This window comes from Pseudemcibacter aquimaris (assembly GCF_028869115.1).
GTDB lineage: Bacteria > Pseudomonadota > Alphaproteobacteria > Sphingomonadales > Emcibacteraceae > Pseudemcibacter > Pseudemcibacter aquimaris.
On the sequence record NZ_CP079800.1, the window covers coordinates 2,117,653 to 2,141,046 of the forward strand.

Annotated in this window: 20 protein-coding genes; 10 read left to right on the forward strand and 10 right to left on the reverse strand. The window is 42.9% G+C overall.

Features of this window, described 5'->3' with window-relative positions; all coding sequences use genetic code 11:
- Nucleotides 1-2: 2 nt before the first annotated feature.
- The 3 genes from KW060_RS10000 (at nucleotide 3) to KW060_RS10010 (ending at nucleotide 3,325) form a co-directional block, all read left to right on the forward strand.
- Nucleotides 3-1,355, forward strand: a complete 1,353-nt coding sequence (locus KW060_RS10000) for a reductive dehalogenase (protein ID WP_249034683.1) — start codon at nucleotides 3-5, stop codon at nucleotides 1,353-1,355.
- 72 nt (nucleotides 1,356-1,427) lie between these two features.
- Entirely contained in the window at nucleotides 1,428-2,786 is a 1,359-nt protein-coding gene (locus tag KW060_RS10005; protein ID WP_249034684.1) for a spinster family MFS transporter, read from the forward strand.
- Nucleotides 2,787-2,806: 20 nt separating this feature from the next.
- Complete coding sequence (locus KW060_RS10010) at nucleotides 2,807-3,325, forward strand: hypothetical protein (protein ID WP_249034685.1); 519 nt, start codon at nucleotides 2,807-2,809, stop codon at nucleotides 3,323-3,325.
- Between the two features lie 6 nt (nucleotides 3,326-3,331).
- Here KW060_RS10010 and KW060_RS10015 read toward each other — a convergent pair whose 3' ends face one another.
- From KW060_RS10015 to KW060_RS10055, 9 genes are all read right to left on the reverse strand, one after another.
- Nucleotides 3,332-4,420 carry a serine hydrolase domain-containing protein gene (locus tag KW060_RS10015; RefSeq protein ID WP_249034686.1) on the reverse strand — a complete coding sequence of 363 codons (1,089 nt, stop codon included), beginning with the start codon at nucleotides 4,418-4,420 and terminating at the stop codon, nucleotides 3,332-3,334.
- 33 nt (nucleotides 4,421-4,453) lie between these two features.
- Complete coding sequence (locus KW060_RS10020; RefSeq protein WP_249034687.1) at nucleotides 4,454-5,470, reverse strand: M14 family metallopeptidase; 1,017 nt, start codon at nucleotides 5,468-5,470, stop codon at nucleotides 4,454-4,456.
- Nucleotides 5,470-6,960: a glutamate-cysteine ligase family protein gene (locus tag KW060_RS10025; RefSeq protein WP_249034688.1), complete on the reverse strand. Its 1,491-nt coding sequence runs from the start codon at nucleotides 6,958-6,960 to the stop codon at nucleotides 5,470-5,472. The genes KW060_RS10020 and KW060_RS10025 overlap by 1 nt, the downstream gene beginning before the upstream one ends.
- A 33-nt stretch (nucleotides 6,961-6,993) precedes the next feature.
- Nucleotides 6,994-8,484, reverse strand: coding sequence for a S10 family peptidase (locus KW060_RS10030; RefSeq protein WP_249034689.1), 1,491 nt, complete (start codon nucleotides 8,482-8,484; stop codon nucleotides 6,994-6,996).
- A 39-nt stretch (nucleotides 8,485-8,523) separates the two neighbouring features.
- Entirely contained in the window at nucleotides 8,524-9,534 is a 1,011-nt protein-coding gene (locus KW060_RS10035) for an SIS domain-containing protein (protein WP_250646656.1), read from the reverse strand.
- A gap of 80 nt (nucleotides 9,535-9,614) precedes the next feature.
- Entirely contained in the window at nucleotides 9,615-10,766 is a 1,152-nt protein-coding gene (locus KW060_RS10040) for an ABC transporter permease (protein WP_249034691.1), read from the reverse strand.
- A complete protein-coding gene (locus KW060_RS10045; protein ID WP_249034692.1) occupies nucleotides 10,763-11,692 on the reverse strand; it encodes an ABC transporter ATP-binding protein in 930 nt (309 codons plus the stop codon). Before KW060_RS10045 ends, KW060_RS10040 begins: the two co-directional genes overlap by 4 nt.
- Nucleotides 11,689-12,630, reverse strand: a complete 942-nt coding sequence (locus KW060_RS10050) for an HlyD family secretion protein (protein ID WP_249034693.1) — start codon at nucleotides 12,628-12,630, stop codon at nucleotides 11,689-11,691. Before KW060_RS10050 ends, KW060_RS10045 begins: the two co-directional genes overlap by 4 nt.
- Nucleotides 12,627-13,292 carry a TetR/AcrR family transcriptional regulator gene (locus KW060_RS10055; RefSeq protein ID WP_249034694.1) on the reverse strand — a complete coding sequence of 222 codons (666 nt, stop codon included), beginning with the start codon at nucleotides 13,290-13,292 and terminating at the stop codon, nucleotides 12,627-12,629. The genes KW060_RS10050 and KW060_RS10055 overlap by 4 nt, the downstream gene beginning before the upstream one ends.
- Nucleotides 13,293-13,550: 258 nt before the next feature.
- Between KW060_RS10055 and KW060_RS10060 the strand changes: the two genes are divergently transcribed.
- Together KW060_RS10060 and KW060_RS10065 are read left to right on the forward strand one after the other, a co-directional pair.
- Complete coding sequence (locus KW060_RS10060) at nucleotides 13,551-15,203, forward strand: ATP-binding protein (protein WP_249034695.1); 1,653 nt, start codon at nucleotides 13,551-13,553, stop codon at nucleotides 15,201-15,203.
- Nucleotides 15,204-15,280: 77 nt separating this feature from the next.
- Nucleotides 15,281-16,672, forward strand: coding sequence for a serine hydrolase domain-containing protein (locus tag KW060_RS10065; RefSeq protein WP_249034696.1), 1,392 nt, complete (start codon nucleotides 15,281-15,283; stop codon nucleotides 16,670-16,672).
- A gap of 8 nt (nucleotides 16,673-16,680) precedes the next feature.
- On the opposite strand, the gene KW060_RS10070 is transcribed toward KW060_RS10065, so the two are convergent.
- Complete coding sequence (locus tag KW060_RS10070) at nucleotides 16,681-17,088, reverse strand: carboxymuconolactone decarboxylase family protein (RefSeq protein ID WP_249034697.1); 408 nt, start codon at nucleotides 17,086-17,088, stop codon at nucleotides 16,681-16,683.
- Nucleotides 17,089-17,325: 237 nt separating this feature from the next.
- Here KW060_RS10070 and KW060_RS10075 point away from each other — a divergent pair, with 237 nt between their 5' ends.
- From KW060_RS10075 to pstB, 5 genes are all read left to right on the forward strand, one after another.
- Nucleotides 17,326-18,522, forward strand: coding sequence for an OprO/OprP family phosphate-selective porin (locus KW060_RS10075; protein WP_249034698.1), 1,197 nt, complete (start codon nucleotides 17,326-17,328; stop codon nucleotides 18,520-18,522).
- Between the two features lie 197 nt (nucleotides 18,523-18,719).
- Entirely contained in the window at nucleotides 18,720-19,757 is a 1,038-nt protein-coding gene (locus KW060_RS10080; RefSeq protein ID WP_249034699.1) for a PstS family phosphate ABC transporter substrate-binding protein, read from the forward strand.
- A 111-nt stretch (nucleotides 19,758-19,868) separates the two neighbouring features.
- Nucleotides 19,869-21,239, forward strand: a complete 1,371-nt coding sequence (pstC, locus tag KW060_RS10085; protein ID WP_249034700.1) for a phosphate ABC transporter permease subunit PstC — start codon at nucleotides 19,869-19,871, stop codon at nucleotides 21,237-21,239.
- Nucleotides 21,232-22,578, forward strand: a complete 1,347-nt coding sequence (gene pstA, locus KW060_RS10090; protein WP_249034701.1) for a phosphate ABC transporter permease PstA — start codon at nucleotides 21,232-21,234, stop codon at nucleotides 22,576-22,578. The genes pstC and pstA overlap by 8 nt, the downstream gene beginning before the upstream one ends.
- Complete coding sequence (gene pstB / locus KW060_RS10095) at nucleotides 22,575-23,390, forward strand: phosphate ABC transporter ATP-binding protein PstB (protein WP_420833188.1); 816 nt, start codon at nucleotides 22,575-22,577, stop codon at nucleotides 23,388-23,390. Before pstA ends, pstB begins: the two co-directional genes overlap by 4 nt.
- Nucleotides 23,391-23,394: the final 4 nt, after the last annotated feature.

Sequence of the window (23,394 nt, forward strand, 5' to 3'; positions counted from 1 at the left end):
CAATGAGATTTTTTTCCCGCCGTAAACGCCCCCAGCATATGGGCAAGTACCCGATGGAAAAGATCAAGCGGGTTGATACGCCCACGACCCTTATTATTGAGGACGAGGTAAAACGCGTCCCCCGCCGCGCCGATGGCTTCGTACGCGCCGACCACGGTGATTTTGGCAAAAAACAACAGGCAGCCCGTGAACGCACCGGTTCATCCACCAAAAAAGGGGCAAAAGTCCCGCTAAATGGTGCTTTTGGCGATAACATCATGCCACTGATGAAAATGCATGACGGGGAAATTGCCGCTGAAAAGGCCCCAATTCCGGATGATCCCGAAACACTCGCCAATAATATTAAATCGCTTGGATACTTTTTGGATGCCGATGTCATTGGTATCTGCGAAGCAAAAGAATATGCATGGTATTCCCATGATAAGGATGGCAATGCGATTGAAGCAAAACATAAATACGCCATCGTCATGCTTATTGATCAGGGTTATTACACCAATGATGCCTCAACCGGTGATGATTGGATCAGCGGCACCCAAAGTTACCGCGCGTATTTAAGGGGTGCTGAAATCGGTAATATCATGGCGTCCTATATCAGGAACTTGGGTTATGGCGCACGTTGCCACAGCGCCATGGACAGCCAAGTCATGCATTTGCCATTGATTATCTGGTCCGGCCTTGGTGAATTAAGTCGCATTGGCGAGGTTGCCATTAATCCGTTTCTTGGACCGCGTTTTAAATCCGTTGTCGTGACAACGGACCTTCCGATGGCAATCGACAAGCCCATAGATTTTGGACTCCAAAGCTTTTGCGAAAAATGCCGAAAGTGTGCCCGCGAATGTCCCGTTAGCGCCATTCCTTGGGGTGACAAGATTATGTATAACGGTTCTGAAATGTGGAAGCCGGATGTACCCAACTGCACCAGTTACCGTGTTTCCAATGCAAAAGGGGCCGGTTGCGGCAGATGCATGAAAACCTGCCCATGGAACAACGAAGGCATCATGGTGGAACGATTTGCGGTATGGTTATCGCAAAAATTCCCATTTACACAGAAATTCCTGGCTTGGCTTGATGATTATGTCGGTAATGGCAATCAAAACGAAAACCGCAGATGGTGGTTCGATCTGGATAATCAAGATGGCAAAATTATTGAACCCAAAGCCACAAATGAAAAAGGGATCAATCCGGATAAAAAAGAACCGAAAAACCACCGCGTATCAAATTATACCGTGGATCAATTGCCGCCCTTTGATCATAAAGGTCCATGGCCATTTGACCGCAAAGGGGGTTGGGAATTGAAAGATAAATTAGAAAAACCGGAAGAAGCACGAAATCGGGTTAAAAACAAGCAACCTTGAAAAAGGGCGGTAAACGGCTAAACTACCATTGGGGAGCATAAGTAAAACTCAAAATACTCAGGGGAGGATCAATTGAGTTCAGAAGAAGCAAACGTCACCGAAGCACCCATAAGTGCAGATGACAATGAACAGTCCCTGGCATACGCATGGAGCGTAACTGCAATCCTTATGATTGCCTATACATTTTCCTTCCTTGACCGGGAAATTCTTTATTTATTGGTTGAACCGATTAAGGCGGCATTTGACCTGACTGAATTTGAAATGGGATTATTGATGGGCCCCGCGTTTGGTATTTTTTATACCGTGATGGGTGTGCCACTTGGATGGGCAGCAGATAAATTCAACCGCACCCATATCATTACCATTGGTGTTTCTGCCTGGAGTGCGCTTACCGCAGCATGTGGCCTTGCCGGAAGCTTTATTCAATTATTCATTGCCCGTATCGGTGTTGGCGTCGGTGAAGCCACCCTGACCCCAAGTGCGGTATCGCTAATTTCTGATTATTTCCCGAAAAACAAACTTCCCTTTGCCATGAGCATCTATTCTCTTGGTGTTTTTGTGGGTTCTGGCCTTGCCATGATGGGCGGCGCATATGTGTTAAGCCTGATTGAAGGGCAGGTATTTAACTGGCCAATCGTTGGCGAGCTGGATTACTGGCAAGCAGCCTTCATCATGGTTGGTGCACCGGGCTTATTGCTTGCGGCTTTAATCTTTTGCCTTAAAGAGCCAAAACGAAAAGAAATGGCAAAAGACGAAAGCGGTAAAGATAAAGCTGCGTCCATGAAGGAAGCCTTTAAATACATCTGGACCAATAAAAAACTATTCCTGAATTTCTTTGTGGGTGGATCGATCATTGCGACAATCGGATATCACACAGCGTGGTATCCTGAATTATTCGTTCGTACGTGGGGCTGGACGAAACTTGAGGCTGGACAAGCAATCGGCATGTCATCCATTTTTGGTGGTACGGCAGGTCTTGTGCTTGGTGGAATGTATATGTCCCGCATGACGGATCAGGGCAAAAAACACATCGCACTAAGCCTTGCGCTTGCAAGCGCGCTTTGTATCGGCCTTCCGACAATCTTTATGCCGTTAATGCCAAATGGCATGCTTGCGGCGGGATTGATGATTGCATCGAAATTTTTCGTGGGTATTCCGCTGATTACCGGAACAACCGCGATCCGTATGTCGGTTCCAAACCAAATGCGCGGTCAATTCACAGCGATTTATTTCGTTTTTGTCGGCCTTTTTGCAACAAGCCTTGGGCCAGTTATTCCGGGTTTCTTTACCACATACGTGTTTAATGAAAATCTTGAAATGCTGAAATACTCACTTGCCATATCTGCGGCACTTGTGGTTCCGATCGGCACGTTCCTGATTTGGAATGCGCGTAAAGAATATATCAAGGTGGTCTACGCGGACGAGGAGTAATAACAAAACAAGGAGGGTAAATGAAGAAACTAAAATTAAGTGACTGGACCAGCATCGCCGAAATTATCGGAATGGTGGCTGTAATCATATCCCTTATATTTGTTGGCTTTGAAATAAGACAAAATACAGCACAAGTCGAAGCGGCATCGATGAAATCCAGTTATAATTTCATTGATCTTGTTTATAAGCTTGGTGGCGACCCTGCAAGCAATGAAATCATCATAAGAGCTCTGAATGACTTTGATGATCTTACCATTGGTGAAAAAGCACTATTCGATAGCTATATCACAACGATCGGCATGGAATTCGATGTCGCGCATGATCTATACCAAAGAGGTTTCCTCGATGAAGAATTATACCTTACGTACGAGGAACTTTGGGCCCGAGTAATGATGTCGCCGGGTTCAAAAGAAATGTTTGAAATCACAAGACAAGGCGCGCCACCGGAAATCCAGCGTATGACCGACATGGTCATCGTTAAATACGCGCACCTTGATCCATTAAGTGAATATTATAAATTCGAACCCGGGTATAAATAAAATCTCTTATGATCCCGGCATAATGTAATTTAACATTATGTCTTTAACAGTTCGGCTGCTGACACGGTAACGGTTTAAAAACACGATCACTGCCACATCTTCATCAATATAGCGCGAGAAATACGCGACAAAACCAGCAACTTGTCCGCTGTGATTTGTGGTTTTTAATCCGCGGTCCAGCTCCAGATCCCACCCAAGGCCATATTCCATATCACGGCCATCCGGCAAAATTGTCGTTTCCCACATGATTTTTTTGCTTTCTTCGCTTAACAGATCATTGCCATAAAGCGCATGATCCCATTTCGCCATATCCGCCGCAGAGGATAATAATCCACCTGCACCGAGGGTTGATGACGTTTCGGTTGCGTTGCGGTTAATCAGTTCACCATTACGGTTTACCCAATACCCTTCCGCACGTCCCATGATGATGGCTTCTGGATCGGCAAATCGTGTTTGTGACATGCCAAGTGGCTCAAAAATACGGCTCTCAAGAACCTTACCAATTGGCATTCCATCAACACGTTCAACAATCATGCTGGCAAGATAATGGCCCGTATTGGAATAATACCATCCCTGCCCCGGTTCAAAATCCACCGGTCGGCCGCTGGCGATTTTGATGATATCTTCTGGAGTCATACGCAGACGGTAAACATCATATGTATAAATTTCTTCATAATCTGGAATGCCGGACGTGTGGTTAAACAGTTGCTTTACGGTTACACCGACCCATTCGCTTGGTAAGTTTGGTAAGTATTTTTCAATTTTATCATCAAGGTTCAATTTGCCTTCTTCCACTTGCAGCATCGCGGCGGCGGCGACAAATTGCTTGCTGATGGAACCGATTTCAAACACATGATTTTCATCAACATCAACATCCAGTTCCACATTCGATTTACCGTATGTGCGCACAAAATCCAGCTTGCCGCCTTTTGCAACTGCAACAAGGCCGCCCGGAATATTATTATCACGCATATATTTTCTAATCTCGCGGTCCATTTCACGAAGATTAGCCTGCCCCGGTTTTTTATACGCATTCTGCGCGAAGGCCGTTTGGGCAATCAAAAGCAACGTAAAGATAGCTGTTAAAATTCTCATGGGTTTTCCCTTATTCATTTTTGTTTCATTTAATTAATCATCCATCACCAGATAGAAAAGGCAATCTTTTTTGGCGATCTCCGGGCGTGGTGTTACCATAAATAAACGCAATGTTTTCTTTGTAAATAATTTTCCATTATCCACATAAAATAATTCATCCTTGATATCATGGCCCGTATCATCAATGGCGGTAAAATAATCAAGTCCCTTATTACCGACCCACCCCAGAAAACATTTTTTGTCGGTCACACCAAAATTATGTACTTCTATATCTGCTTCTAATGTAACATCAATCCCGTCTAATGGTGCTTCTGAATATCCAATGGATACATCATCCTTAATTTCAAATCTTAATGGATGCGCATATATATTTAATGGCTGGTTATTATCAACAAATAAATCATCGTGCGTAACCAGCTGATTGATCGCATCAATTGCTTTTAAATCTGCACTTAAATCAAAACTTCCACCACATTCAAGCGTCAGTATCGGGCAACCAACATCTGCCTCCATAATCGATCCAAGGCTTAAGTCCGTTTGAATTAAACGGCTTGAAAAATTCTTGGCATAAATTTCATAAATGCTGTCGTGACCAGAACAGATTGTAAAATCGGGACCAGAACCGGACGTGTTATGAACATCAATCATGGCTTCTGGCTTTAATTCAGAAATACGTTCAAGAATATTTTTGGCAAGCATTCCATTCATACATTCGAACGGCGGGCGAAAGCATCTGTTCATATCCGGCTCACCGGGCAGATAACGATGGGTAAAATCCGGTTCAAGAAGCGCCGCTTTAACCGAACAAATCATAAAGCTGATGTTGGTTAAGGGCTGCTTTCTATTCGCATCCGTTAAATAATTGAATATGGCCTTTACACCGGATGGTTCATTACCGTGCAGCAAAGTTGTCATTACACGGGTTCTTGATGTGTCTTTACCGGTAATATCAATCCAAGTAGGGCCATCAAGGTGATATAAAAATTCAATCACACTGTGGCCCAGAAAGTCCGCATCTGGATTGCTGATTATATTGATCGTATCGCGCATTAAATTGTTGTCTGCCAGTCTATAATTGATTTACCGGATTGCTGTTGTTCAATATATTTTAATGTCATGGCATGGCACGCTTCCGGTTGGCTTAACCCTTGTTCCATATATTGTTCCAGAACATCCAACTGCCAGGTTGCACCGTTCGCGCGCCCTTTAAGACGTTCTTTTATATTTGCCGCATATTTTAATATTTCATCATGATCAACGCCTATCATCTCTAACCCTTTTTCCATAAGGGGCAGTGTTTCTTCGATCACATCGGTAATATTTCTTTCTTGTAATTCTGATTGTTTCTGGCTTGGCCAGATGATACGGGCATCATATCCCGATTGCGCAGCACGGTAAAAATTATGTTCTGCGAAACGGAATGGCATGGACGGTAAAATATCACTGACATCATCCCTTATCCCCATGGTCAGGCCAATGATGAATGCCGCGCTTGCCATCATGTCTTCTATCGATGGGCCGGATGGTAACGCCCTGAATTCAATACGCAGGTGCCCTTCGTTCTTCGCGGAATATACCGCCCTGTTCCATGGCCATGTTGTCCCAAGATGAAGGCTCAGTTCCTCTAATTTCGGTAACCTTCCTTGTTCAAGCGCCTCAAATGGATCCTCTTCATCAATAAGCGGAATGATAGACGGAAACAGCGCCACTGTTTCTGCAAATAATTCATGAACGCTTTCGCGCACCCATCCATTACCAAATGAAATTCGGGATGGCTGACGCCAGCTTACATCATCCTTGTGGCGGTTATCGATGCTATGGCGGAATAAAGCGATACGCGATTCTTGCCATAAACGATGCCCCATACATATCGGGGAATTTGCCGATAACGCCACCGCAATTGGCGTCACCAGCTGCGCCGCATTAAAAGTATCGGCAAATCTGTTTGGGTCCATTCGCATATGAACTTGAAATGATGTGTTTGCCCCCTCAAGTGTGATATGGTCGCATTCCATTTTTAAGGGATCAACACCATTCATATTGACCTTAAATGGCCCACCGCGAAGGTTCTGTAGTTCACGGTTTAACATGTGATAGCGACCCACATCGGTCATATTTTCAACATCAAAATTTTCTTGAACCAATGTTGGCAGAATTCCGACAAGGGCAATATTCGCGTGCCTTTTCTTTGCTGCATCACAAAGCTTCTGAAAACCGCCTTCTGCGTCTTTTTGCATCGCGCAGAATGGTTTTCCCTCTGCCTTAACAAAGGGAAGATTATATTCCAGATTAAATTTATTTATTTCGTGACAGAATAATGGGTCATCAAGATCCGATAACAATTCCATGTTAATCGGTGACACATCCCCACGTTTATCAACAATACAGCTTTCAAGTTCCGCGCCAAGGGTAATTTCGCCCTCCCCAAAACCGGGTTTCGCAAGGGCGATTTTTAAGGCATCAAGATTTTCATAAAGCCGCTCGGTAAACCTGCGTTGATCTTCCTGCTTTATTTCGAAAATATCTATGTCACGTCCCATGACACACCTCTTATTTAACCATATGGTTTAATACTATTCCATGTCCGCTAATATGAAATCGCGCATTTCGCGGCTCATTTTTTCAAGTGACGGCTGATGGATATAAATCATATGGCCCACTTCAAAGTAGCTCATTTCAATACGCGACTTATCAAAGCCAAATTGATTGAATGTCATTTCCGCACCGTGAAATGGTGTCGCCATGTCATAATATCCATTGGCCACATAAATACGCAGGTCTTTATTTTCCGCTTGCCCCTGCGCCAAGTCATCGGCGACATTGGCGTCGCTACGTTCACCTTGCCAATCCCAACGGCCAATACCACCCAGAATATTATATTTTCTGCGGATACCCTGAACATCAAGTTCATTATGCATATAATGCATTAACCCTGCCGTATAAGCCGCATCAATCCCCGCCGCCGACGGATCATATGAATATGTTCTGTTGTTGCCGCTTCTTTCATTGATGGTATATCGGCCATCCAATCTACCGACCGATTTACGGTCATTACGCATCACTTCAGCGCGGTATAAATCCGGTGAAAACTTCATATCCACATTTTCAAGATATTGCTTACTTAGCCCCGTATAATCATGAAGTTTTTGAATGATTGCTGCACGTTTTTCCGGTGCAAGTGATGAACCAAGGAAAAGCGCCGGTGCATATTCATTGATTGTGAAATCACGAACCTCATCAAGGAATTCTTCGATCGATCCTTTCTTATCCGCAACTAAGTCATGATACCAGCTCGTCGCCGCCATGGTCGGCAGATAAGCAAGATACCCATCAATATGACTGTCGGCCATATCGCGGCTGTTAAAATCAAGCACCGCTGAAATAAGGATCACACCATTAAAGGCAACATCAGTCCAACCGCCCTCAAGTTCATTGATGAGTGCTGCTGCACGGGTCGTGCCGTAACTTTCGCCCGCCAGATATTTTGGTGACTGCCAGCGGTTATTTTCCGTCAGCCAACGATATATAAAGGTACCAACGGATTTCGCATCCTGCGCAACGCCCCATGCATCTTTACCATCAGATTTTCCAAGCGTTCTGGAATATCCAACACCAATCGGGTCAATGATTACCATGTCTGACACATCAAGGATTGAAAGTGGATTATCCGCAATATTAAATGGCGCCGCCCCGTCATCTGTCGCATTATCATCCAACACAACACGCTTTGGCCCAAACACTCCCATATGAAGCCACACGGATGATGAACCCGGCCCACCGTTAAAGATAAATGTAACAGGACGATTTTCACCAGCACCACTATCCGTACGAATATATGACACATTCCAGATCATACCCGTGACCTCGTCCGTTTTTTCATCATACATCAATGTTTCTTGTGCCGTTGCCGTATAAGAAACATTTTCACCATTGATGCGCATTTGATGTTCTGTCACAAATTTCGCTGGATTTTCCGGTGTCGGTATATTTTTTGGCTCTTCCTGCGCGAACGCCGCAGAAACAATAAAAATCAAACCAATAAAAATTGAAAATAATTTATTCATAATCGCCCCTTTAGAATTTGTTTTAAGTACCATACGGTTTTAAATGGTTTCTGTCACTTTCTTTAAATGTGGTGGCTCATCCGGGTTAAGGCCCCTGTGTCTGGCCAGCTTTTCAATAAATTGATAAAAACTGATTATCAATAATAGTGGATCCGTTGCTGGGTGCCCCGATGAAACAAAGGCAAGCTTTTCAGCACTACATACTTTTTCCGATGTAATATAACATTGCCCGCCCTGTTCACCCAACATTTGAACGGATTGGATCATGGATTTTTCCGAAGCATCTCGCGCGGCAAACGCAATAACTGGAAATTCTTGACCAATAATGGATTTAGGGCCGTGCATGACCTCTGCCGAACTATATGATTCAGCGTGTATCTGGCATGTTTCCTTAAATTTCAATGCAGCTTCGTTGGCGATGGCCCATGCTGGTCCACGCCCAAGGCAGTATATTGAACTGTGACCATTTAACCCATCCAACAATATATCCCAATTCGTTTGAAATACATCGTTTACCTGTTCTGGCAATTTTTTGATTGCTTCTAATAATTCACGATTATTTTTCCAATATGCGACAAACAATAATCCAGTAACAACTGAACTAACGAATGTTTTCGTGGCGGCCACGCTTCGTTCATTGCTAGCTTTAATATCAAGAGCATGATCACACACATTCGCAAGGGGCGATGTCACATCATTGGTTATGGCAATTGTGCGCGCGTTTCCTTTGCGGGCCATTTCTGTCATGTGGACGATATCAGGACTTTGTCCCGATTGCGATATCGACAGGCTTAATGCGCCTGACATATCAAGCTTTGCGCCATAAATGGATGAAATAGATGGGCCAATCGATGCAACAGGAACACCTGCATATAGTTCAATAATATATTTTAAATATGTTGCCGCATGATCAGATGAGCCGCGTGCAATGGTCGTAACATATGGCACATGATGTGCGCCAATATTTTCTGCGGCTGTTTTGATACCATTTTCTGAATGTGAGATCAGATTTTCAAGAATATCAGGAATTTCTCTTATTTCCTGTTTCATGAATGTTTGCTTTTGCACATTATTCCCTTTTTAATCTTGCTTGATATATTTCTATATCAGATAGGCAAAAAGGCAATCATTTAATCAAGTGTTCTTTGGTACCTGATCATTGCAAATATGGACACAACCACCATAATGACGCCCAAAGGCCAGAATGAATTTAGCAGATCTGCACCATCCGCCCCCTTAAGCATAACGCCCCGCATCAAACGCATAAAATGGGTTGCCGGTAAACATTCACCGATAATCTGTGCCCAGCGCGGCATGCCCAAAAACGGGAATAGAAATCCGGATAGCAAGATTTGCGGTAACAATAAAAAGAACGTCATCTGCAATGCCTGCATCTGTGTTTTTGCAATGGTGGAAAAGAAAAAACCAATCAGCAAATTCACGATGATATACATGCTAACGGCGCTTAATAACACGACATATGACCCGGCCATGGGAATATCAAACACAAATGTCGCAGCCGTCATCACGACGGCCGTTTGTACATATCCAATAATCACATATGGCGCCACCTTGCCGATCATCATTTCAATGGGCCTTAATGGCATAGCAAGCAGGTTTTCCATGGTCCCGCGTTCCTTTTCACGGGTAATGGCCACCGCCGTAATCATGGTCATCGTCATGGCAATTATAATACCCAGCAACCCTGGAATAATATTATATTGTGTGATCCCCGCCGGATTATATCGTTTATGCATTATAACATCCACCGTGGGTGGCTTATCCGCCAAATGGGATAATGAACCCGATAAATCACGCATGAGCCCAGATTGCACAATCTGTTTCATGGAATTAACCGCCCCTGATGAGGCCGATGGATCGGTAGCATCAGCAACCAGCAAAACTTGCGGATTATCGCCACGCACCAAATCTCTTGAAAAATCACCCGGTATCATAAAGATAAAATTGACCTTGCCTTCACGCATTAACTGTTCGGCCTCTGCTTCGGTATTCGGTCTATAGGCGATATTCATGAAGGTCGAATTTTCCGCGGCCGTGATGATTGACCGTGAAAATGTTGATTGATCATGATCAATTAATGCAGCAGGAAGATGCCTTGGATCAGAATTAATCGCAAAACCAAATAAAACAAGCTGCATGATCGGCACACCAACCATCATGGCAAAAGTCATACGGTCACGCCTCATTTGCACGAATTCTTTTAAAAGAACCGCTTTGATACGCGCAAATGAAAACAATCTTGCCTTTAGTAATTTCATCATTGGAAATTATCCTCCGATCCACCCATCAGATGAATGAACACCTCTTCAAGGCCGGGTTTACGTTCTTTCCAATTCAGTTTTTCATCATCGAAATACGGTTTAACTGCATCCTCCAACGCCTGTTTATCAAGGCCACTAATGTGAAGTGCGGTACCAAAACGGGCGATATGTTCAACACCCTTTACACCATCAAGTTTTTTGGTGAGTGCAGCTAACCCTTTACCCTCGACACGCCAGGTATAAAGACCAACCCGATCAACAAGTTCATCACTTGGTGCATCGATTAATTTTTTCCCGTAGGCGATATAGGCGATATAATCACATTGAACTGCTTCATCCATATAATGGGTCGATACAAGAATGGTGACACCTTTATCCGCCACATCATGTATGGTGTCCCAAAATTCGCGGCGCGCTTTTGGGTCCACTCCGGCCGTTGGTTCATCCAATAATAATAAATCCGGTTCATGCATCATACAGGCGGCCAAGGCAAGACGCTGTTTCCAGCCACCGGAAAGTGTTCCTGCAAGCTGATGGGAACGTCCGCTTAAACCCAATTCATCCAACGCTTCATCAACGCGTGTTTTGCGGTTATCCATTTCATACATACGCGCCACAAATTCCAGATTTTCCCTGATGGTCAGGTCTTCCCATAACGAGAATTTCTGCGTCATATACCCGACACGCTTTTTAATGTCTGCGCTTTCTGTAATCACATCGAAACCAAGGCATTTACCCTCACCCTCGTTTGGGACCAAAAGCCCGCAAACCATACGAATTGTTGTTGTTTTACCGGAACCATTTGGCCCTAAAAACCCGTAAACGGCACCACGTGGCACGGTCAGATCAAAATCATCAACGACTTTTTTATCGCCAAAAACTTTGGTCAGACCCTTTACATCAATGACAGTTTCAACATTATTCATTGAAGGTTCACCTTAACCGGTTGACCATTGTGAAAACTTTCTGGGTTTTCCGGCATCGCTTCCACCAGATAAACAAGCTTCACCCGTTCTTTTTCAGAAAAAATAACTGGTGGCGTAAATTCTGCCTGATCCGCAATGAATATAATTTCACCACTAAGTCCGCCTTCGCAATTATCACAAGAGAGTGAAACTTGATTACCAATTTTAACATTACCAAGCATTGGTTCAGGAACAAAAAATCTGATGCGTTTTTGCTCTGGTGGTAATAACGCGAGCACAGGTTGATTTGGCCCCGCTACTTCGCCAACACGTCTATAAATCGTTTCTATTCTGCCGTTTGATGGTGCAACAACGCCACGGTCACGCAATTCCGTTTCCGCACGAACGATTGCAGTTTTCCTTGCATCAAGTTCACGTTCAGCGGCCCTGATCACATCTTCACGTGCAGGAAGCCTTACAATATCAAGTCTGCTTTTTGCTTCTGTGTGTCTGGCGCGGCTTGCTTCAAGAACGGCTTGGTCCTGATCTAGTCTGGCCGTTGAAAAAACACCACGTTCCACAAGATCCTCTGTTCGTTCAAATGTTTGCTGCGCAAGTTTCAAGGCGGCGGCAGCTTCGCGTAAAGTTTCTTCGGCCGCTTGAATTTCTTCTGGGCGCCCACCTTTTTTAAGGTTTTCAAGATTAGCCGCCGCTGCATCGCTTGCTGCGATCACTTCGGCAAGGGCAGCTTCGGCACGTTCACTATCAACGGCAAATAGCATATCGCCTTTTACTACTTGATCCCCTTCTCTTACATTAAGGGTGGTAAGTATCCCGCCTGACCTTGGCGCGAGATTAAGCTGCCTTCCTTCGACATATCCTTGTAAGGCATTATCATTTGTCTGTTCTGAACAAGCCAATACCAATAATGATAAAAATACAGTTGTCATCTTTTTCATAATGTCACCTCTTTTGACACTAATATGCCGTTTAAAAATATATCCAGATGTTCTTCAATGATCACTTTCACTGGAATTTCATTTGTTTTATTTTGATTAAATACACCATTCCAAATGACCTGCGTTATGATCACACCCATTAACGTACGAATGGAAACTGGCACATTAACATCCCGAAATTCATTACGTTCAATGCCACGGGTAATAACCGCTGTAACCGCTTTCATCACAATTTCCACAATTTCACTGCGGTAATATTCTGCAAGTTCTGGGAAACGTCCGGATTCACCAATGATGATAAGCGGGATTGCCCCCGCCTGTTCACCGATCATTTGCTCACCCGCAATCAGCAACATTTTTTTAAGCACATCCGCAGCAGGCTCATCGGTACATTCATCACAAACATGTTCTGCGATTTCTGATAACTTTAATGCAATAGGCAGAATTGATCGCTGAACCAGCGCTTTCAACATTTCTTCTTTACTTTTGAAATATAGATACACTGTGCCTTTGGATAGCCCGGCATGTTTTGCAATATCCTCTATCCGTGCGCCCTTAAACCCTTTCGTGCGAAACTCAATAAGCGCGCCATCAAGTATATCATCAGGGCGATTTTCCGGCTTTCTACGCCACTTTGGCTCTACTTCTTGTGTTTGCAACAATTTCACTTCCTACGAATCTAATTAACTCACAATAAATAAATAACCGGTCATTTATTTATTTTCAAGTAAAAATTATTGAGCACTCATGATCTTCCCTTAACAGTTTATTAAAAAAATACCTCTATTACTTAATATGTAAAAATTTAATAAAAGTAGTTGTGCGGCGTAAAAGTTGAAATGCACAAATAGGGTAAATGGTTTAAATACAAAGACTTCCTGTCGGATATCAAAGCAGACCTATAAGGAATTAATTCGGGTATGAGTACGAGAGTAAAAACACAAAAATTACTGATCGTTGGTGAGTTGCCGGCCAAATTTAAGTCCGTGGAACTACTTACTCAAGAACTTGATATCGAAGTATTAACAGCCGAAACCGCAAAAGAAGGCCTTTCTGCAACAAATGAGCATGATTTTTCTTTAATCCTTATTGATATTAAAATGCCAGATATGAATGGCATTGATATGATCAAAGCCTTACGCGAAAATCAACAAACCTTAAAAACACCTGTCATCGTCATTACCGAATCTTATGACAATGAGCCTGCCCTTTTAAAAAGGATTGATCTTGGTGCTGTTGACTTTATTACAAAAGAGATCAACCAACATATCCTGATTTCTAAGATCAAAGTTTTTCTTGAGCTTGATAAAACAAACAGACAAATGAAAGATTTGCTTGCAACACTTGAAGAACGCGTCGAGGAAAAAACAAATTCCCTTGAACAAGAATTCGAAGAAAGACAACGCGCTGAAGAAAGAGTTACAAGATCAGAAAGAAGGCTACGTGCAATTGTGAATACTGCATCCGATGGCATCTTTATGTTTAACGATAGCGGCCTTATCCGCTTTTGGAATGCCGGTTGTGAAAAAATATTAGGTTATTCAAAAGAAGAAGCACTAGAGCTCGCACTAGAAAACATTATTCCTTACAATAATAATTTTCCCAAAAACAGAACCCTTTACGAAACATTTAGCCAGAAAAACATTACCCCTTCCCCGGCACTTATTCTAACTGCGAAAGATAAAAAGGGTAATGAAACACAAATCGAATTATCACTAACCGGTTGGGAAGCAGAAGCTGGCGGCTGGAACCATGTTGCCGTATTTCGCGATGTTGGCGAACGCATTATATATCAAGAAGCACTCGAAGAAGCCGTAGCGACTGCGAACGAAGCGAACCTCGCTAAAACGCAATTCCTGGCCAATATGTCACATGAGCTGAGAACACCATTAAATGCCATTATCGGTTTTAGTGAATTAATCCTGGACCACAGATTAAAATACCCAAAAGCCGAAGAGATCGAAGAAGACATCAATATCATTCACGCATCTGGTAAGCATCTTCTTGCCCTTATCAACGAAGTCCTTGATATTTCAAAGGTAGAAGCAGGCAGAATGGAACTTAACATCTGGCCTGTTGATCTTCCTCCGCTTATTAAAACGGCCTGTCAGGTATCTGACAACCTGATTAAGGAACGAAATAACGAATTGATCATCAATTGCCCTGAAGATGTAAAGGTTATGAATCTTGATCCTAAAATCATCAAACAAATCCTGATGAATTTGATTAACAATGCCGCCAAATTCACCAAAGACGGGACAATTACCGTTAATCTGACACAAGAAAAAAAGATGAACATGTTATGGGCGAAATTTGATGTGATCGATACCGGTATCGGAATCAAAAAAGATTCGCTTGATCTTGTGTTCGAACGTTTTTCCCAAGTTGATGACAGCCACACCCGTGAATATCAGGGAACAGGGCTTGGCCTTGCGCTTGTTAAGACTTTTGTCGAATTTATGGGCGGCAATATTTCCGTAAAAAGCACATATGGTGAAGGATCAACATTCACAATGGAAATCCCAGATAGCGAAGCAGCAGGCCTTAAAGAAAGCCAAGATGCCGTCGCGTAAAAACATCTTGTATCAATAGTAAATATCTTTACTCTGTCTCTATATTGATTAGCACGTTTAGGACTATACCCAAGAATATGGCCAAAATAATATCTGCATTTTTTCTATCATTCATATTAATAGCTTGCGAAACCGAGCAACCTTCACCTGCAAAACTTGAATTAAAGAAAAAACTTGATGATCTGGTTAATGTACCAGGTGATGCACCAAATGAAATTTCCGGCGTTGAAATGATCCTTATTAAAAACGGAGAAAATGCTTTTGAACATGCCGCCGGTCTTGCTAGACGCACCCCCAGCGCAGAAGTACCACTTACCAATGATCATAAAGTGCGCATTGCATCCATTTCTAAATTTGTCCTTACAACCGCTTTTATGACATTGGTCGAAGAAGGAAAAGTAGGTCTTAATGCTGACATTTCAGAATATCTTGGATTTACATTAAGAAATCCAAATTATCCCGATACCCCCATTACAATAAAGCAACTAGTAACGCATACATCATCCATCCGTGATGGCGCCTATTATTTCATGGGGCTAACAGAAGATTTTAAAGATTTCTTTATTCCGGGCGGTGAAAATGATCGCAGCGCAGAACATTATGATAACGGAAATCATTTCGCCAGCGGTGAAAACCGTGGCCCCGGTGAATATTTCACATATTCAAATCTGAATTTCGGTATTCTTTCCGGTATTATTGAAAATGTAACCGGCACGCGCATGGATCTTTTTGTGAAAGAAAGCCTTTTTGACAAACTAGGAATCACTTCAAGTTTCAGCGTTTGTACGCTTCATGAAAATAATTTCGCGGCTATGGCAACCCTTTATCGCCGTGGTGAAGGTGGCGTAACATGGGACCCACAGGGGCCATGGATTGAACAGGTGGATGGTGACCCAATTGGGTGCTATTATGAAAGTGATGCATTCGCGCGCAATGAAACGCCTGACCTTTCACCGCTGGAAAATTATGTCCCTGGGAAAAATCCTACATTATTTTCCCCACAAGGGGGGCTTCGTGTTTCATCACGTGACTTGGCAGTAATAATGAAAATGTTACTGAATGATGGTGTTCATAACGGTGAACGAATCATTTCCAAAGCATCAATAAATGAAATGATGAAGACCGTATGGAAATATGACCCAATAACAAATAATGGTCACACTGGCGGCGAAGCAGCAGAAGGTGATAGCAGTTCAGCTGGCATGATGACCGCATACGGCCTATCCACCCATATTCAGGATTTAAAAGATTGGGGCTTAACCGAAGATAGTCGCGTACTTTACGGCCATCTTGGAACAGCTTATGGTCTTGAAGGGCAATTCTGGTTTGATCCACTAACAAACGATGGCATTATCGTCTTTATTACCGGATCTGGGGATGACCCAAGCAAAGCAAAGGCGACAATTCCACTTCTGGCTATTGAAGAAAGGTTATTGCGCCTAGCCTTAAAAGGATTGGATGACCTTTGATATAAGAATCATCCATTTTCCGCTTCAAACACATCATCAATTGGAATTTGAATACCATTTGCAATGTGATTTGTCCGTGCAGCAAGTGAGACGATCTTGATTAGTTCTGCATGCTGATCATCCGTCATTCCCTTTGCTTTTGCCATTGCTGTGTGGGAATGGACACAATAAGAACAGCTGTTTGCAATAGAAACTGCAATATAAATCATTTCTTTTGTTACTGGGTCAATTGCCGACGGTTCAGCCATAACCCTTTTTACATCTGCCCATGTGCGTTCTAGTAAATCTTCATCGAATGCGATATATTTCCACATATTATTGATAAAATCTGAATTTCTTGTTTTTCTGATATCATCAAAAACGGCTTTTACGCGTTCATTTTCTTCCAAATTTTGGACAGGTTTAATCGTCGACATTATTTTTCATTCCTTTTCAACATAATGAAATATTTCAGTCACTTTGCTCGTTTAAAAACGAACTTGCAAGTTCCTATTAACCATAAAGCAACAATTACGATGTATAGTGAAGCAATAAATTATTATCAATTATGCTTGAGTCACAATTTTGTAATGCATGTGTAATAATTCTGTAACATTTCCCACATAAAAGCATAATTAATTTGTAACAATCGGTAAAACACATAAGGAATGATTATGTATACACCAAAATTTAAGCATGTAATGCTAGCAACAGCAGCTCTTACATCATCCATGTTTGCTTCTTCAAATGCAGCAAATGCACAAGATTTTAAAGTGAACTGGAAAGGCGCACCGGAAATTGAAAGTGCAGACGGCAATTTCAAAATGAAAGTACGTGGCCGTATGTTCGTTGATTGGGGAACCCTATCCGACAGCAACGGTACATTCGCTGATAAGACAGAAGTACGCCAAGCACGTATCGGCGTTGAAGGCCTTATGGCTGGCGACGTAAAATATAAATTCGAAGTTGATTGGGGCGAAGGCGGAACAGAAATTAAAGATGCTTATATCGAATGGGCGTTAGACCCTGTTTCCGTAATGGCCGGTCAATTTAAAGTTCCGGTATCATTCGAAGAGATGTCATCAACACGTCACACACTATTCATCGAACGTGCTGGTTTTACCGATGCATTCAAATTTGGCCGCCAAGTCGGTCTAACGGCGAACGTTGATAAAAACGACTTTACATTTATCGGTGGTGTTTATCAGGGTGAATTTAACAACGGCAATGACAAGCAAGGCCGCACTTACGCTGCACGTGCAACTTATGCACAAAGATTTGATGGTGGCTTAGTTCACATTGGTGGTTCTGCTTATAAACGCGAAAATGACGAAAATGTCGAACCAACAATTCGTTATAGCCATCGCCCTCACCTTCATTTATCACCAAACAAATACATCGACACAACAGCTCTTGATGCAACATCAGATACATTCGTTGGTGGTGAACTTGTAACGATCGTTGGCCCACTAAACGTACAGGGCGAATGGGGATGGATGACAGTTGACGCACCGACAGGTGGTACAAGTTCAACATTCCAAGGCGGATATGCAAGCGTATCATACTTCCTAACCGGTGAAACACGCGGTTACAAAAAAGGTATGATCGACCAAGCACAAGTTATTAACCCAGTATTCCAAGGCGGCGCTGGCGCATGGCAACTAGCAGCACGTTATGACGTTGTTGATCTAAATGACGCCGATTCAGGCGTTATGGGTGGTAAACAAACATCATATCAGTTTGGTGTTAACTGGCATCTTAACAATTTCGTACGTATCCAAGCGAACTATGTAAAAGCGGATATTGATGGCGGTGTAAACGACGGCGAAAAGATCGATGCATTCGGCGTTCGTTTCCAAACACACTGGTAACAGGCAATCATAATAAAACATGATAAAGGGGCGGATATCATATCCGCCTTTTTCTTTTAAAAACAATCACTTATTAAATTGTGACATATTTGTTTAACGTAATTGTCACAAAACTGTAACGCAGATTTACTAATGTCTTTTTAAGAAAGAAGAGTGATTCTTTTATTATGTTTGAATTTTTTTATTGGAGAAAAATGATGTACAAAAAACCTACGCTTAAAATGATCGGAATGGGTCTGGTAGGTCTTTCCATGGTTGCCGCTGCAGAAGCACGTGACCAAATCCGAATTGTAGGTTCATCTACAGTGTTTCCATTTTCAACGGCAGTAGCCGAAGAGTTTGGTCGTTCAACATCTTTCAAAACACCTGTTGTTGAAAGTACTGGTTCAGGTGGCGGTCTAAAGCTTTTCTGTGCTGGCGTTGGTGAAAGCCACCCTGACATTACCAATGCTTCACGCGCAATCAAAAGTTCAGAAGTTGAACTTTGTGCGTCAAACGGCATCAGCGAAATCATTGAAATTAAAGTTGGTTATGACGGTATTGTTTTTGCAAACTCTAAAGAAGGTGCCCAAGTTGAATTTTCATTAAAAGACATTTGGACAGCGCTTGCGAAAGAAGTTGTGGTTAACGGTGAAATCGTTCCAAACCCACATAACACATGGCAAGATGTGAACCCTGCTCTTCCAAATACAAAGATCGAGGTTCTTGGCCCTCCTCCAACATCTGGCACACGTGATGCATTTGCTGAGCTTGCTCTTGAAGGCGGATGTGAACAGGTTCCAGAAGTTGCGGCACTTAAAAGTTCAGATAAAGGTCGCTATACAGCACTTTGTCACACAATCCGCGAAGATGGCGTATATGTTGAATCAGGCGAAAATGACAACCTGATCGTTGGTAAGCTTCAGGCAAACCCAAATGCATATGGCGTTTTCGGTTATAGCTTCCTTGAAGAAAACAGTGACGTTATCCAAGGTAACGTTGTTGAAGGATCAGAACCAACATTCGAAAACATCGCTGATAAAGCATACAAAGTATCACGTTCGCTTTTCTTCTATGTGAAGAAAGCACACATCGGTACAGTACCAGGCATTCAGGAATATCTATCTGAGTTCCTAAGCGACAAAGCGATGGGTGATTTTGGTTACCTTGCTGAAAAAGGTTTAATTCCGCTTCCGGGCGCTGAACTTGCAGATGTTCAAAATACTGCAACGAACCTTATTCCGCTAAGTAAGTAACTTTGTGAAATAAATATGAAAGGCCAGTCTTATACTGGCCTTTCTTTCATTTTTATTCTATACAACGATTGATTAACTGATAACGATTACTTAAATAGGGCATCCCAATAAATGAGCGTCTTTTCATTACTTATTTGTCTGTTTTTATTGCTGTTTTCATTTTACTATGTCGGCAAGAAAAAATCGTTACAGGTATCTAACGGCGATATAAAAATACTTCATTCCCTGCCGATTCACTATGGTTGGTCCGCGGGAATTAACAGCTTTATACCCGGTTTTATTGTTTTATCGATCTGGTTCATCTTTGGTAATTCAATTTTGGACAGCATGCTTTTAACCAATCTTGGTGACAAGACCACTGGTCTTGCACCGTTTGAGCTAGAAAATCTTTTAAATTCTGTAAAGGGCTATTTTAATGCTGAAACCCCGGACCAAGCATTATTGTCTCACGCAGAATATTATGTTGATACATCAGAAAAACTAGCATGGGCATTCTTTTTAGCCGGTCTTGGCCTTAGCTGCTTTAGCGGTTACCGCACCCTTTCAAGAATGAACCCGCACGTCAATGCCAGAAATAATATCGAAGGCATTGTTCGTACTATTCTTCTGATCTTTTCAATCATCGCCATTATCACGACAATTGGTATTGTCTTTTCGTTGTTATTTGAAAGCATCCGCTTTTTTGACCAGGTATCCATAACCGAATTTGTATTTGGCACACAATGGAGCCCACAAACAGCCATCCGCGCCGATCAGGTCGGAAGCTCTGGCGCATTTGGCGCCGTACCGCTTTTTGTTGGTACAATGCTCATTACCATCATCGCCATGATGATCGCGGGACCTATCGGGTTGCTATCTGCTATTTACATGGCTGAATTTTCAAGCAAACGCGTTAGAAAAATTGCAAAGCCGCTTTTGGAAATTCTTGCTGGTATCCCAACTGTTGTTTACGGTTTTATTGCCGCGCTTGTTGTTGCGCCGTTTATCCGTAATACAGGTGAGCTTCTCGGTCTTGAAATCGCATCGGAAAGCGCACTTGCCGCAGGTATCGTTATGGGCGTAATGATTATTCCGCTTATTTCATCATTATCAGATGATGTGATCAGTGTGGTTCCACAGAATTTACGCGAAGGGTCACTGGGCCTTGGCGCGACCAAAACAGAAACCGTATTAAAAGTAATCTTGCCATCCGCCCTGCCCGGCATTGTTGGCGCATTATTGCTCGCGACATCCCGCGCCATCGGTGAAACCATGATTGTGGTTATGGCCGCCGGAATGGCCGCGAACCTTACCATTAATCCGTTAGAGGCCGTCACAACCGTTACCGTGCAAATTGTTGCGCTGTTAACCGGTGACCAAGAATTTGCGAGTGCTAAGACACTATCTGCGTTTGCCCTGGGGTTAGCGTTATTTGTAACAACGCTCGCGCTAAACGCTCTCGCACTATACATCGTAAGAAAATACAGAGAAGAATATGACTGATACACCGGAAACAGAACAGCATATTGCCAAGAAAAAGCACAAGGCAAAAGTAGACTGGAATTCCCAGGAACAGTTAGACAGGCTTGCTTCGCGTTATAGAAAAGAAAAACTTTTCAAGACGCTAGCGATCTGTAGCCTTGGAACGGCTATCGGTGCACTACTTGTCGTGCTGATCAGTATTTTCATTACTGGTTTTAGCGGCTTTACTGAAACACGCATTACAATGAACATCAACATGGATGAAGCCGTCATCGGTGATATATCAGCCATGAATGATGAAGAGCGCAGTGCTCATGTTGCAGGTATTAACGCCAACAGAATGCTCATTAGTGCATTACAGGAAAAGTTTCCTGATGTCACAAGCCGCCGTGATACATTTGCTATGCTGCGTCTTTTCAGTGTTGGCGCACAAACCGACATTCGTGATGCAATCCTCGTTGACCCATCAATCATCGGGCAAACAGTTTCCATTGATTTGAAAGCTGGCAGTGACGTTGACATGTTCTTAAAAGGAAAAATTTCCCGCGACGTAGAGGAAAGCGACCGTAAAATTTCAGACATGCAAATCGCATGGGTCGATCAATTTTCTGAAGAAGGTAGCATTAAACAGGGCTTTAACTGGGGCTTTTTCACCAGCGGTGATAGCCGTGAACCAGAACTTGCCGGCATCTGGAGCGCAACTGTCGGTTCATTCCTAACCCTGATGGTGACATTCTTTATATCCTTCCCAATTGGTGTTGGGTCGGCCATTTATCTTGAAGAATTTGCGCCAAAAAATAGGCTGACTGACCTGATTGAAATTAACATTAATAACCTTGCTGCGGTTCCGTCGATTATTTTCGGTCTTCTTGGTCTTGCGATCTTTATTAATATTATGGAATTACCGCGTTCTGCACCACTTGTTGGTGGTTTGACGTTAGCATTAATGACGTTGCCAACCATTATCATTACGGCACGTGCCGCCATTAAAGCGGTTCCGCCATCCATTAAGGAAGCGGCCATCGGCCTAGGCGCATCGCATATGCAAACGGTATTCCATCATGTATTGCCTTTAAGCATGCCGGGTATTTTAACAGGTGCGATTATTGGAATGGCGCAGGCACTTGGTGAAACAGCACCGCTTCTTATGATTGGTATGGTGGCCTTTATTGTGGATACACCATCCGGCATTTCAGAAGCAGCAACAGCCCTTCCGGTACAGGTTTATTTATGGGCGGATAGCCCGGAACGCGGTTTCCTTGAAAAAACAAGTGCCGCAATTATGGTATTATTATTATTCTTGATTATAATGAATGGTTTAGCCATTTGGTTGAGACAAAAGTTTGAGAAAAAATGGTGAACAGGATGAATGTTATGGATATGAATGAAAGTCATCAAGCCACAGAATTAAAAGCCGACCCAAAAATGGTCGCAAAAAACGTTAATGTTTTTTATGGCGAAAACCATGCACTTCGTGACATCAATCTGGATATTAATCCGAATGAGGTAACAGCCCTTATCGGCCCGTCTGGTTGTGGTAAATCAACATTCCTAAGATGCCTGAACCGCATGAATGACACCATCGAAGGGTGCCGCGTTGAAGGTGCAATTACACTGGATGACAGAAACATCAATGATAAAAAAATCGATGTTGTTCAACTTCGCGCACGTGTCGGTATGGTTTTTCAAAAGCCAAACCCGTTCCCAAAATCCATATATGACAATATTGCTTATGGCCCACGCATTCACGGTATCGCCAACAGCAAAGAAGAACTAGATGATATTGTTCATTCAAGCTTGAAAAAAGCCGGTCTTTGGGACGAGGTACACGACAGGCTTGACGCATCCGGCACTTCTCTTTCCGGTGGTCAGCAACAGCGTCTATGTATCGCAAGAACGATTGCCATTGAGCCAGAAGTCATCTTGATGGATGAACCATGTTCCGCGCTTGATCCAATTGCGACAGCGATTATCGAAGAGCTTATTGAAGATCTTAAAACACGTTATGCCATTGTTATCGTAACGCATTCCATGCAACAGGCAGCACGTATTTCACAAAAAACGGCATTTTTCCATTTGGGTAAATTAATGGAAGTTGGCAACACAACTGACATTTTCACAAACCCAAAACACGAAAAAACAAAAGATTATATCACTGGACGTTACGGTTAATTAA